We start from the raw sequence: 12,723 nt of genomic DNA on the forward strand, positions 1-12,723 counted from the left end.
CGGAGAGCCGGTGACACCCTCGTCAGTCGGATTTTTCTCAGCACCTTCAAAGGGAAGCGCCTATGCAAGTCGTCAAGACCGGAATGACAATGTTGGCCGCCGCTTCGTTCGCCCTCGTGGTCGCGACGATGGCGCAGGCCGAGACGGTGAGCGAGGTCACCGTGATGAACGGCGCCCGTGCCGTTCCCGCGACCGTTGTCGTTCCGGATGGAGAAGGCCCCTTTCCCGCGGTGGTGATGAATCACGGCCACGGCGGTGGCCGGCAGGAGGGCGGCGGCTTCGAGCGCCTCGCCAAGGCCCTGGCTGATGCCGGCATCCTCACCATCCGCATGGATTTCCCCGGCAGCGGCGACAGCAAGGAACCGTTCACCGAGGGCTACCTCAGCAACATGATCTCGGACTCGAACGCCAGCCTCGCCTACCTGCTTCAGAACTTCCCGGCCGATCCTGCTCGCCTCGGCATCCTCGGCTACAGCATGGGCGGCCGCATCGCGCTGACCATCGGCGAGACGGAGGGCAATCCGTACAAGGCGATGGGCCTGCTCGCGCCATCAGCCAATCCGGGCAAGGATCTGCTGCTGTTCTTCGCGGGCGGATCGGAAGCCGAGTACGAGCGGCTTTATGCCGAGGCTTCCAGCGACAAGGGCTATGCCGATTACACGACCATGTTCGGGCAGCAGCAGAAGCTGAGCAAACAGTGGTTCGACGAACTGCTGGCTTCCAAGCCGCTCGAGAACATCAGCGCCTATAAGGGCGCCATGCTGGTGGTCCATGGCGACAAGGACGTCGTGATCAAGCCGGCCGAGAACGAAGCAGTCGTTGCCGCCTACCCCGCCGCCTCGATCGTCCTCGTCCCCGAAGCCGACCACGGTTACGGCTTTTACAGCGACCAGCCCGAGGTCAGTGCACTGGTGGAAAGCTCGTTCGCGAAGTTCTTCAGCGAAGCCCTGAAGTAGCGCCCAATGATGGAGGGCGGCGCGTGTGTTTCGGGCTAATCGGCCCTAACCGCGCCCGCCCTCTTTCATGATCCGCGACTTGTCGCGGTTCCAGTCGCGGTTGCGCTCGGTTTCGCGCTTGTCGAAACTCTTCTTGCCCTTGCCGACGCCGATCAGCAGCTTGGCCCGGCCCTGCTCGTTGAAGTAGAGCTTCATCGGCACGATCGTGTTGCCGGCGCGCTCGACGTCCTGGCTGAGGCGTGCCAGTTCCTTCTTTTTGACCAACAGCTTACGCGGGCGCTTCTCTTCATGGTTGAAGCGGTTGGCCTGCAGGTATTCCGGGATATGCGCGTTGATCAGCCAGAGCTCGCCGCGCTCGGGCGAGGCATAGGCCTCGGTAATCTGGGCCTTGCCGGTGCGCAGCGATTTCACCTCGGTGCCGGTCAGAACGATGCCGGCCTCGAGCGTGTCGATAATCTCGTAATCGTACCGGGCCCGGCGGTTCTCCGCGATCGGGCCGGTGACGATCATCGCCGGTTTGTTGGGTGTCTTAGCCATGGTTTCCAGCGAATAGGTGTTGGCGAACAGCGAATAGCCGGAAAAGAGAGACGCAAGGCTCCTTGCCCTACTGGCTACTCCCTATTTGCTACTCGCTCACTTAGTTGGGCAGCAGGCCCGCATGCGACAAGGCCGCGTCGATGGCCTTCTCGTTGTCCTTGGACACCGGCACCACCGGCAGACGGAACTCGTTGCGGCAGAGCCCGAGCCTCGCGGCCGCGTATTTGACGCCGCCGGGATTGTTTTCGAGGAACAGCGCCTTGTGCAGCGGGAACAGCTTGTCCTGCAGGGCCAGCGCTTCGGCGAAGTTGCCCTGCTGGCAGGCGTTCTGGAACAGCGCGCTGAGACGCGGCGCGACGTTGGAGGTTACGGAAATGCAGCCGTGGCCGCCGTGGGCGTTGAAACCGAGCGCCGTCACGTCCTCGCCCGACAGCAGGACGAAATCAGCGCCCAGACGCATTCGCTGCGCACTGGCCCGCTCCATGTTGGCCGTCGCATCCTTGACGCCGAGGATGTTCGGATGCGCCTCCTTGAGGCGCACGATGGTATCGACGGAGAGGTCGACCACGGTGCGGCCCGGGACGGAATAGAGAAGGATCGGCAGCGCCGTTGCCGACGCCACGGCGGAGAAGTGCTGGAACATCCCCTCCTGGGTCGGCTTGTTGTAGTAGGGCACGACGGACAGCACGGCGTCGGCGCCGACTTCTTCGGCGAAGCGCGCCAGCGACACCGCCTCGGCCGTCGAGTTCGAGCCGGCGCCGGCGATCACCGGCACGCGCCTGGCCGTCACGTCGACGCAGATCTCGATGACGCGGCGGTGCTCTTCATGGCTGACGGTCGGGCTTTCGCCGGTGGTGCCGACCGGCACCAGCCCGTGCGAGCCCTCGTTGATCTGCCAATCGACGAAGTTGCTGAAGGCTTTCTCATCCAGCGCCCCGTTCGCGAACGGAGTGATGAGCGCTGTGATCGAACCTCGCAACATTTCGGGTCAGTTCCTCGTCGTATGGCGCCGCCCCATGGCGGTCGCGGCTGTGATTGGTGGGGCCGTGTGGCCAGAACATGGCCACATCCCGATCATCGGGGGGCCACAATCGCGCACCATAGTTTTTCTCGTGCGGCGCGACAAGCAAGCTGTCGATAGAGGGCGTGACGCACACCCACAAGGACCGAGTGGCTAACCAAACGTTCACGCGCGCCGTGCAACCTTAGGACGCTGCAAGGGTGGGGGCACCTTGTTGGACTTCCTATTGCGGACCAACAGGACGGTTACCATGGTTGTTGCGAGAGGCGCCCGCCGCCTGATCGCTACTGGGATTGTTGGCCTGGGGGTGCTCGGCGCTGCGACGCTGCCGATCCTGTTTTCGCGCGCCAACGATGCTGCGACCGCCGATGTAGTGGTGCCCGTCGCCCGACAGCCGCTTACGCCCGCCGTTCAGGCCTCGCTGGTCGACCCCGTCACCACCGGTTCGATCTCGGCCCAGACACCGGTCGCCGATACGAAGACCGCTTCGGCCAAGTTCAAGGACGCGCTCGAACTGCTCGCCGACGGCAGGCAGGCGGACGCCTATGCGCTCGCCACCGGTATTACCGACACCGCCGAACGCCATGCCATCCAGTGGGCCGCGATCTTTTACGGCAACGGCGAAGTGCCGGCCGCCTCGGTGCAGAAGTTCATCGCCGACGCCCCCGATTTTGCTGCCAGCGCCGTATTCAAGACCCGGCTCGAAGAGGCGCTGACCAAGGAAAAGGCCGACGGCCCGACGCTGATCAAACGGCTCGGCGGCGCCATGCCCAACACTTTGGCCGCGCAGATTGCGCTCGCCGAGGCCTATGTCGGCGCTGGCCAGAAGGAGCGCGCCGCCCGCATCGCGCGCGCCATCTGGACCGAGAACTTTCTCGACAAGGCCACCGAGGCCAAGGTGCTCGACCGGCTCGGCGGGCTGCTCGATCGCGATGCGCACTGGGCCCGCGCCATACACCTGATGATGCATGATCGGGCCACCGGCGTCGAACGGTTGATGCAGTACATGACGCCGGCGCAGAAATCGCTGGCGGTGGCCCGCAACGCAGTGTCGCGCAACGCCAAGAACGCCAGGAAGCTGCTCGACGCGGTCGATCCGTCGATGCGCACCAACTCGGTCTACCAGTTCAGCCGCGCCCAGCGCGCCCGGCAGTTCGAACTTTGGGACGACGCCATCAACTGGCTCGACAAGGCCAAGGGCACACCGCCCGACGCCGCCGAGTTCTGGTACGAGCGCCGCACCCTCGCCCGCCAATTGCTGGCGCTGGGCGAAGTGAAGCGCGCCTACCGCGCCGCCGATGGCTATCGCGAAGGCCCGGATGGCCGACTGGTCGAGGCGCATTTCCATGCCGGCTGGATCGCGCTGGCGTTTCTCAAGGATGCCAAGGCGGCTGCTCCGCATTTCGAGGAGATGACCAAGCACTCGACGCTGCCCGACTCGGTCACGCAGGCGAACTACTGGCTCGGCCGGGCCCGGCAGGCGCTGGGCGACGAAGCCGGAGCCACCGAGGCGTTCACCAAGGCTGCGGCGTTCGGCACCATCTACTACGGCCAACTGGCCCGCTCCGCCCTCGGCAAACCTTCGACCGAGTTGCGCGACATGCCCGCCTGGAAACAGGCCGAGGCCGGATTCGAAAGCCGCGAACCAGTGCGCGCCGTGCGGCTCCTCGCCGACAATGGCCACAAGGACCTGGCGGTCCCGCTGCTCCGCAGCTTTGCCGAGAGCTTTACCGATGGCGCCGATCTGTTGCTCTCGGCCAAGCTCGCCCAGACGCTCGATGCGCACCATCTCGCCATCGCCATCGCCGACACGGCAGAAAAGCGCGGCACGCCGCTCGACCTGTTCAACTTCCCCAAGGACGGTCTGCCCAGCACCAAGCTGGCCTCGATGGACCAGGCCGCGATCTATGCCATCACCCGGCAGGAGAGCCGCTTCCAGGTCGACGCCATCTCGTCAGCCGGGGCGCGTGGCCTGATGCAGCTGATGCCGGCGACCGCCAAGGAAACCGCTGGCAAGCTTGGCGTGAAGTACTCGGCCAGCCGGCTGACCAGCGACGGCGAGTACAACGCGCTGCTCGGCTCGACCTACCTCAAGGCGCAGCTCGAACGCTTCGATGGCTCGCTGCTGCTGGCCGCCGCCGCCTACAATGCCGGCGCCGGCAACGCCCGCAAGTGGGTGAATACCTTCGGTGACCCGCGTTCGGACGCCATCGACCCGGTCGTCTGGGTCGAACTGATCCCCGTCCAGGAGACGCGGACCTATGTGAAGCGCGTGCTCGGCAACTATCTCGTCTACCGAGCCCGGCTCGGCAAGGACGACCTGAGCATCGACGAGGCGCTTAGAAAGATCCCGGGATAGTCCGCGGGCCGATAGTTGGGACGGCCGCAAACTCTGCTATTGCTCGATGATGTTCTCCCGCCCGCGTACCTCGCCCGACGATCATCGCAGTTTCGCTGCGCTGCCAGTGACGCGCTACATTGTCGGGCTGGCGGACGAACAGATCGCGGTCCACGTCTCCGGTCGGCTGGCCGTTGGGCGCATTCCTCTGGTCTGCGTGCCCGGCTACCAGCGCAACATGTCGGATTACGCCGACTTCGCGAACCACTTCCACCGCGTCTACGGCGACGACTGGCCGATCGTCCTCGTCGACCTCAAAGGCCGCGGTCGTTCGACTGATCGCACCGACAAATCGCGCTACATCTCGACGGTCGATGCGCTGGAGCTGATCCAGGTGCTGGCGGCGCTGGCGGTCGATGGCGGCATTTTCGTCGGCCAGGGCTATGGCGGCCAGGTGGTGATGGCCTTGGCTGCCGAGCGACCGAACCTGGTGACCGGCGCGGTGCTCATCGATGCCGGCCCGGTCTCCGATCCGCGCGGCCTGGTCCGCCTGCGCAACAACCTCAGGGATCTCGAGGGAAACCGCTCCGAAGCAGGCTTCCGCACCATGGCACGGCGCATGCTGGCGCCGGACTATCCGGCGGCCACCGAGGGCCTGCTCGATGTGCTGGCGGCCCGCACCCACTTTCTCGACAAGCGCAATCGGGTCCGCGCCTTGTTCGATCCGCACCTGACCGGCCTGCTCGAGGCCTTCGAGCACGACGATATCCTGGTGCCGCAGTGGCAGCTCTATGATGCGCTCGCCAGTGCGCCGCTGCTGCTGATGCGCACGCAACTCACGGAACAGGTGCGGCGGGAGACGTTCGAGGAGATGCTGCGGCGACGCCGTGACGCCGAGGGTTATGTGATCGAGGGCTCGGGATCCCCTGCCCTGCTCAACACTCCCGAAGATGTCGGCCCGATCGCCGAGTTCGTGCGAAGGCTGGTCAAGCGGCGCGCCAAAGCAGCCTGAGTGGTGAGTATGGGTCTGAGCCGAGCCGTCGTAGCGATGCGTTCGACTCTGAAGCAGCCCAGGTCACCGATGCGTTGCCCACCCTCGATGTCATCCCTGCGGAAGCAGGGACCCAACTCTCGGCTGGCGCAGGCTGAGGCTTGGGTCCGCTTTCGCTGGGATGACAGCCGGTGGGTAGTCAATGGTCCAGCCCAACGGCTATCTCAGCGCTGCCAGATCGAAGCTGTGCTCTACTGCTGGCCCGCCGCCTTCTTCGTCCCGGCCATTGCCAGTGCAAGTTCTCGCGCCTGCTCCCGCCAGTGCTCGCGCCCGATCCGCTGGGGAATGCCGAGATGGTTCTCGATCCAGCCGGCGTTCTCATCGGTGAGCTCGGCGACCTGGTCGAAATGGTAGAGACCGAGGTTGTTCAGTGCCGTCTCGATGATCGGCAGGATGCCGATGACATGCGTGAGGTCATCCTTCACGCCCAGGCGCGGCGCCGGAATGCCCTGGGGTCTGCCGGGAGCCACTGCAGGCTCGGTTGTCGCCGCCAGGTTGGCGGCCTCTGTTTCGGTCCCGATAGCGGCAGCCGACGCGGCGACGGCGGTCTCGGCTGAAACTTCCGGCAGGTCTGCCCTGCGGGTCCGTGGCGACGCAGCGCGACGCGGCGACCAGTTGCCCTCGATGGCCCGCATGGCAGCGGCCTCATCGTCTTCGGCGCTGGTCTCGGGCGCGGCGGGGGTGACCGGTTCCGGTGCGGCGGCCACCGGCTCCTGTGGCGACGATATGTCGGGCTGAGCGATCTCGGCAGTCGTGGCGGGCGTCTCCTCGATGGACACGTCTGCCGCGTCAATATTCGCCGCGGCGACTGCGGCGGGCAGCTCCAGGGATGCACCGGCCTCTGTTTCGATGGCTGCCGCAACATCGAGCTGCACTTCTGCTTCGACGGAAGGAGCGACTTCCAACTCGACGACCGGCTCGGTCATTACTTCGGGTTCCGGCGCCAGCTGCTCTGCCACGACGGCAACGGCTGGTTCAGCCGCCGGCATTGGGGGGGCGGCAACGACGACCGTTGGCTCGGAAGCCTCCACTGCAACCCGCTCGAGCGGGAATGGAATGACCTCGGCGCTCGCCCCTGCTACCGGGATGACGCGGGCGGGCTGGACTGTGGTACGCGGATGCGCCACGGCGCGACCGGAAGTGGTCTCGCCCGCCACTCGAGCAGGCCCAATCGCCTCGGCCGGCTTGGTCACAGCAACGGCCGGCAGCGGCGCGATGCTCGGCATCCGGATCTTGCTCGCAAGGCTGCCCGGCTTGTCGCCGGCCAGCGCCAACAACGCCTCGGTGAAATCGGGCGCCGGAACGTCGGCGGGAGCCGTGGGCGTTGGCGTCTTGGTCACTTCGCCAATCACCGGAGCGGCCACCAGCGCCGGCGCATCCTCCAGCTTGGGTAGATCAGCGGCGGCTGTGGCCGTCATGACCGCGGTCGGGGCAACTGCCCTGGACGGCGCCAACCGAGAGACAGCCAGTCGCGCGAGCGAGCCGATGACTGCGCCAAACAGGAACGCCACCAGCAACAGAAGGGCGATTTCGAGAATGTGGGCGGGGTTCAGCATCTGAGACCTCAACCCTTCCGAACGCGAACGGAAAGCCACCCGGTGACGAGACCGATTGCTCCCGCCACCATGACGAACGGCCAGTAGACCTCGAGCAGATAGATGAGAGAATCCAGGGTCATATGCGTTCGTTACTCGTCCGCGAGGGTAAAGACGATCCGGCGGTTGGCCTGCTTGCCGGCGCGCGTCTCGTTGCTGGCGACCGGCAGGCTCTCGCCGTAACCGATGGCATAGAGTCGCTCCGGCCCGATGCCGCGCAGGATCAGCGCATCCACGACAGCCTCGGCGCGCGACACCGACAGGGCCAGGTTGGCCTCATCCTCGCCGTCGGCGTCGGTGTGTCCTTCGACGTTGACCGTCGCCTCAGGGCAAAGCGCCAGATAGCCGGCCAGCTCGTCGATCGCCGGAACCGATTCCTCGGCGATCCGGGCGCTACCTGACTGAAACACGATGGCGTTGCGGGCCGCAAACGCCGTCACCTTGTCGCGGCAGACATCCAGCGGCGGCAGCAACGTCACACTGGTCTCCCAGTGATCAAGCGTCGGAACCGCCGCCAGCGCGGTGAGCGCCGTCTGCCTGGCCTCCTCGGTTTCGGCCCGGCCGGAGAACACCCAGCGGTCGCCATCGAGCCCGAACTCGCCATCGGCCAGCAAAGCCAGCGCACGGCTGCCGGCATCGGCATTGGTGACAAAGTCACCCGGCAGGTCGGAGCTGATGGTCAGCGCCTCTGACGAGTCATTGCCGGCGATGACAGCAAGGTGCCGTCGCATCGGTTCCGCCGGCACAGCGCCCGAGAAGGTGATCGGCCCGCCGAGCGGCTTGCTGGCTTCGAACAGGTAGTTGCGGACTACCGGCGTTGCGGGTTCCACCACCGGCTGCGGCTCGACCGTTGGCTCGGGTTCGACCGCTGCAACGTTCTGCTCGGTGGGCGCAACCTCGACCGCCGGGGACGGCTCGACGGCGGGCTCCGCCACAGCAGTCGCGAGTTCAGGCTCAACTGGCGCCGGTTCCACCGGCGCTGCTGGGACCTCGGCGGCGGCCGGGTCGGCAGGTTGCGGTGCGACGGGAGCCGGTTCGGGCGCGGGCGCTGGTTGTGTGGGTTCGGCCAGAGCTTCTGTCCACCCGGCCCCACCATCGGCCGCCGTCGCGAGAGCTGCCCGCGCGGCGTCGGCGTCGGCTGGGGAGAGCGGCTGGCCGGAAATCGACCAGGATTTGCCGTCGTACATCACCTCGCCGCTCTCGAGCTTGAGCAATGCGTCGAGGCCGGCCAGCGAGTCGGCAATGAAGCCTTGCGGCTCGCCCGACCCGACCAACGTGGTGTCGCTGCTGACCTTGCCGGCACGAACGGCCGCAAAGCGGCGGACCTGCTCGGTCGGCACGTAGCCGGAGAACGTGAAGCTGCCGTCGGCCGCCTTCACCGCCGACCAGACGAACGGCGTCACCACCGGCGCCGCGTCGGCCGCCTGAAGTGCCACGTGCCAGGCCGAGGTGTCGGTTGCCGCGCGCAGGGCCGTTTCGACCTCGTAGCGGCCCGCGGTGGTCGGCAGCTTACCGGTCAGCGACCAGTTGCCGGCCGACAGCGCCAGCGTGCCCTCGTCGAGCGCCAACAGGGCATCGAGGCCGCCGATCGCCGCCGGGATGAACCCCTCGGGGGCCCCTCCGCCCAGCGCCGTTCCGTCGACCACCTTGGCGCCGGCATGACCAGCGAGGTAGCGCTTCAGTTGCTCGGTCGGCACGAAGCCGGTGAACGCGATGCTGCCATCGGCCGACTTCTGCGCCCGCCAGACATAGGGATCAACAACCGGCAGCGCCGCCGTTTTGACGGCGCCGGGCAGGATGACGGCATAAGTCCAGCCCGCGGTCCGCAAACCGGTGGCGGCGAAAGCGGATTCAGCGGCAAACGCCTCCTGCGGCGTGTCGACGGCACCGCTGAGGCTCCAGCTGGCACCGTCATAATTGATCTTGCCGCTATCGAGCAGCTGCAGCACGCCGAGCGCCTTCAGCGCTGCGGCCTCGAAGTCGGCCGGGTTGCCGTCGGCGATGACGGTCGTATCGGTCGCGGCAGGCTGCAGGCCCGCCGCAAGGGCCTTGCGCACGGCCGCGCTCGGCACGTAGCCCGACAGCGCGAACTGCCCGGCGGCGTTCTTTTCAGCAGCAAAGGTGAAGGGCGTCGCCAAAGGCGGCTTCACCGTGGTGTTGGCGAGGATCAGGCCTTGCGGCGCGCCCAGTTCCAGCCGCGTCTCGATTGCCTCGAAGTCCGCGACGGTGGCGGCCCGGCCCTCGACGGTGATCACTGTCCCCTGGATGGTGGCGTGTCCCTCGCTCATCCGGCGCAGCGTCTCGAGCACGAAATCGATGGCAGACTCGAACCGCTCCGGCGCGCCGCGGCCGAGCTCGAGCCCGGCAGCGTCGACATTGTCGAGCGCCTCGAGGCGATCCCGCAGGGCCGCGTCGGGCACGAAACCGTCCAACGCGATACCGTTCGCGCCGCGCTCGGCGCTCAGCCAGTACTCGCCGATATGCGGCGGTCCGAGCGTCACCGCGGCGCCCGACGGGGTCATGGCGACACGGACGGATTCGGCCGCCGCGGCATCGGCCGGAGAGCCGGCCAGCGTTGAAGTGTTGCCCGAGATCGTTGCGCTACCGCTTTCCAGTTTCAGGAGATTTTGCAGCAGCAACTTCGCCGAGGCAGCGAACTCGACGGGCGCACCGGAGGCAAGCAACAGGCTGGTGGAAACGCTCGTTCCGGCGGGCGCCAACGCCTCCAGTTCGCCGACCAGCGCCTCGCTCGGCGTGGCGCCGGACAGGGTCAGCTTCTGCCCGTCATACTCGGCGCGCCATTCGAACGGCGAGGCCAGCGCCGGCTGCACCTCGCGGTAGGCGAGGTTGACGGCGGTCGGCGCCTTCGCTGCCTCAGCTGCAGCGAGCGCGGCATATGCCTCGGGCGACTTGGCTCGACCTGAGATGGTGAGATTGAGATCGGCGAGCGCGACTTCGCCCTCATCGAGCTGCGTGGCATAGCCGAGAGCGTAGGTCACCGCGGCAACCCAGTTGGCCCGGTTCGGGGCGCCCGACATCAATCGCGTCTCGTCGCGCACCCCCTGCCCGGCCACCGCAAGGATCTCGGCTCGCGCCGCCTCGTCCGGCAGGCCGCCGGAGAGGGTGAGCACGCCGCCGTCGACCGTCGCGATGAACGGGAATGGGCTGACATATTCGGCGAGCACCACTTTCGAGGTGACGCTGCGAACGCCGTGCACAGCGGCAACTTTCGCAACAGCCTCGTCGATCATCGCCTGGGTGGTCGCGGTGCCGGTGATGGTGGCATCGCGCATGTCGAAACTGAGCTTTGCCCACTCGAACTCCGGACCGGCGATGACGGCACTGGTGCGGCTCGCGAGATCCGGCGGGATGGCGCTTCCGCTCGTCGCCACGGCGGCGACCGTGCCGCCGATGACCGTGACGAAGGCTGGTACACCCCAGCGCAGGAAGATGCCGCTCATGCCGCCCCCGAAACAAGAAATCCGCCGACGCCATGCCGACGACGAGCCATAGCGCCAAACACTGAATCGGAGAAGTGCGTCAACGCCACTGACAATTCCACAATGTCAGCATGAACCGATAAATGCGGCCAAATGAACGAAGCCTGACAACTCTGTGAATACCCCGCACAAACAGAAAGGCCCGGCTGATGCCGGGCCTTTCCAATCCGATTGGGCCGTAAGGCTTACTCGAAGGTCTTCTTGAACTCGGTCTCGATCTTGTAGCCCATGTCCGCACCGAGCGTCTCGGAGGTAACAGTGCCCTTGATCGAGGAGGTGTAACCACCGCCCGGAGCCCAAGCCAGCTTGGCCGAACCGTAGAACAGCTCGTCAGACGGGTTCTGCACGTAGCCGACTTCGCCAGTGACGGTGATCGACTCGGTAACAGCAGCCGAAACGCCAGCCGCAACCTGGAAGCTGTCGCCCTGGTCGGCAACGACCGGGGTGATGTTCGCCTGGTACCAGCGACCACCGACGTTCAGCGTAACACCCTCAGTGACTGCGAAGCTAACAGAGCCCGAGGCACCGAAGTCGGTCGTACCATCCTGATCAACGGCCTCGACAGCACCAGCAATGGTGAACATGTCGAAGGTCGCCGAAGCGGAAGCCAGAACGTTCCAGTAGTCGTTGGTCGGGCCAACTTCATCATGGCCAAAGGCACCAGCCAGCACGACCTTGAAGTTGTCGAACGTGCCGGCAAAGCCGGCGTGGACGCCCCAAGCCTCAACTTCGCCATCCAGCACGCCAGCTGCGGCGCCGGTGATGTGAGCCGAGATGCCTTCACCAGCGTAGGCGATCACGCCAACAGCGGTACCAGCACCCTCGAGCGGCTGCTGCTGGTTGTCGAGCTTCTCGAGACCGGCACTAATGGTGAAGCCATTGCCGAGGTCAGAGGTGACCTGGATGACCATGCCACCGTCATCGAGACCATCGGTACCCGCGAGCGGGCCCCAGCTGACGCCATTGTCAACGTCTTCCGCGTTGAACAGGTTGAGCCACGTCAGCGGCTCGTCATCAGCCTTGTTCATGATCGAGCCCTTCTTGCCCGCCATGATCACGGTGGAGTCGCCGATCGAGACGTATGCTTCGTCGAGGACGACCGAGCCAGGACCATTAACGGCGTACGTGACGCCATCGACGATGACAGTACCCTCGTCGCCGGTGGTGGAACCGCCGTAGTAACGGGCACCCTCGTTGTCGACGCGAGCGTCGGTCACCTGCTTCAGCTTCAGAACCGCCTTGGCCGGACCGAAATCGGAGTCGGCGGTCGCAACGAACTTGATCCAGGCGTCAAAGCGCGACTGCCAGTCGAGGTTGCTGTCGGGGCCGTTGCCGCCGTCACCGCCACCGATCCATTTCAGACCACCGTCGGCCGGAGTCGCAACGTGGAACAGATCCGCTTCCGACGAGAGATCCTTGTAGTCGCCCCAGACGAACTTGTACTTCACTTCGCCGGTGATCTGCAGGCAGTTGGTGTCGGACGAGATCGTCAGACCCGACAGGCCCAGAGCGTCGCAAACGTCGAGCGACGTCAGCACGCCGAGATCGGCCGCGAAAGCGCCGCCGGTCGAGAGACCCGCTGCCGCCACAGAACCCAGAAGAAGGCTCCTGATTTTCATTATTGACCTCCAAAGTCAGTCATTCGTTTTGCCAGTTGCCCGGCGGCTTGTCGAAACGCGACCACACTTTTGTGTGTGTTGCCGTCGCGTTTGCGACCGACAAACG

Annotated in this window: 8 protein-coding genes; 3 read left to right on the plus strand and 5 right to left on the minus strand. The window is 65.9% G+C overall.

The genetic code is table 11. The features are described from left to right. Positions 1–83 precede the first annotated feature (83 nt). On the plus strand, positions 84–956 hold the full coding sequence (locus AC1ROK_RS12315; protein WP_492847202.1) for an alpha/beta hydrolase family protein: 873 nt from the start codon (positions 84–86) through the stop codon (positions 954–956). A 45-nt stretch (positions 957–1,001) separates the two neighbouring features. On the opposite strand, the gene smpB is transcribed toward AC1ROK_RS12315, so the two are convergent. Together smpB and dapA are read right to left on the minus strand one after the other, a co-directional pair. After that, complete coding sequence (smpB, locus tag AC1ROK_RS12320) at positions 1,002–1,466, minus strand: SsrA-binding protein SmpB (protein WP_055878984.1); 465 nt, start codon at positions 1,464–1,466, stop codon at positions 1,002–1,004. A 127-nt stretch (positions 1,467–1,593) separates the two neighbouring features. Next, complete coding sequence (gene dapA / locus AC1ROK_RS12325; protein WP_492847204.1) at positions 1,594–2,475, minus strand: 4-hydroxy-tetrahydrodipicolinate synthase; 882 nt, start codon at positions 2,473–2,475, stop codon at positions 1,594–1,596. Between the two features lie 289 nt (positions 2,476–2,764). Between dapA and AC1ROK_RS12330 the strand changes: the two genes are divergently transcribed. Next, entirely contained in the window at positions 2,765–4,873 is a 2,109-nt protein-coding gene (locus tag AC1ROK_RS12330) for a lytic transglycosylase domain-containing protein (RefSeq protein ID WP_492847206.1), read from the plus strand. A gap of 46 nt (positions 4,874–4,919) precedes the next feature. Then, positions 4,920–5,864: an alpha/beta fold hydrolase gene (locus AC1ROK_RS12335; RefSeq protein WP_492847208.1), complete on the plus strand. Its 945-nt coding sequence runs from the start codon at positions 4,920–4,922 to the stop codon at positions 5,862–5,864. Between the two features lie 230 nt (positions 5,865–6,094). On the opposite strand, the gene AC1ROK_RS12340 is transcribed toward AC1ROK_RS12335, so the two are convergent. The 3 genes from AC1ROK_RS12340 to AC1ROK_RS12350 all read right to left on the minus strand — a co-directional run bounded on the left by AC1ROK_RS12340 (position 6,095) and on the right by AC1ROK_RS12350 (position 12,617). Continuing rightward, positions 6,095–7,459: a helix-hairpin-helix domain-containing protein gene (locus tag AC1ROK_RS12340; protein ID WP_492847210.1), complete on the minus strand. Its 1,365-nt coding sequence runs from the start codon at positions 7,457–7,459 to the stop codon at positions 6,095–6,097. A gap of 131 nt (positions 7,460–7,590) precedes the next feature. Next, complete coding sequence (locus tag AC1ROK_RS12345) at positions 7,591–10,959, minus strand: OmpA family protein (RefSeq protein ID WP_492847213.1); 3,369 nt, start codon at positions 10,957–10,959, stop codon at positions 7,591–7,593. A gap of 224 nt (positions 10,960–11,183) precedes the next feature. Next, positions 11,184–12,617 carry a hypothetical protein gene (locus AC1ROK_RS12350; protein WP_492847214.1) on the minus strand — a complete coding sequence of 478 codons (1,434 nt, stop codon included), beginning with the start codon at positions 12,615–12,617 and terminating at the stop codon, positions 11,184–11,186. Positions 12,618–12,723 lie beyond the last annotated feature (106 nt).

The sequence above is a fragment of the Devosia sp. GW821-FHT12F11 genome, from assembly GCF_058806655.1.

Excerpts from the sequence above, each read along its gene's own strand:
- AC1ROK_RS12315 (WP_492847202.1), top strand. The coding sequence starts at position 84 with ATGACAATGTTGGCCGCCGCTTCGTTCGCCCTCGTGGTCGCGACGATG.
- smpB (WP_055878984.1), bottom strand. The coding sequence starts at position 1,466 with ATGATCGTCACCGGCCCGATCGCGGAGAACCGCCGGGCCCGGTACGAT.
- dapA (WP_492847204.1), bottom strand. The coding sequence starts at position 2,475 with ATGTTGCGAGGTTCGATCACAGCGCTCATCACTCCGTTCGCGAACGGG.
- AC1ROK_RS12330 (WP_492847206.1), top strand. The coding sequence starts at position 2,765 with ATGGTTGTTGCGAGAGGCGCCCGCCGCCTGATCGCTACTGGGATTGTT.
- AC1ROK_RS12335 (WP_492847208.1), top strand. The coding sequence starts at position 4,920 with ATGATGTTCTCCCGCCCGCGTACCTCGCCCGACGATCATCGCAGTTTC.
- AC1ROK_RS12340 (WP_492847210.1), bottom strand. The coding sequence starts at position 7,459 with ATGCTGAACCCCGCCCACATTCTCGAAATCGCCCTTCTGTTGCTGGTG.
- AC1ROK_RS12345 (WP_492847213.1), bottom strand. The coding sequence starts at position 10,959 with ATGAGCGGCATCTTCCTGCGCTGGGGTGTACCAGCCTTCGTCACGGTC.
- AC1ROK_RS12350 (WP_492847214.1), bottom strand. The coding sequence starts at position 12,617 with ATGAAAATCAGGAGCCTTCTTCTGGGTTCTGTGGCGGCAGCGGGTCTC.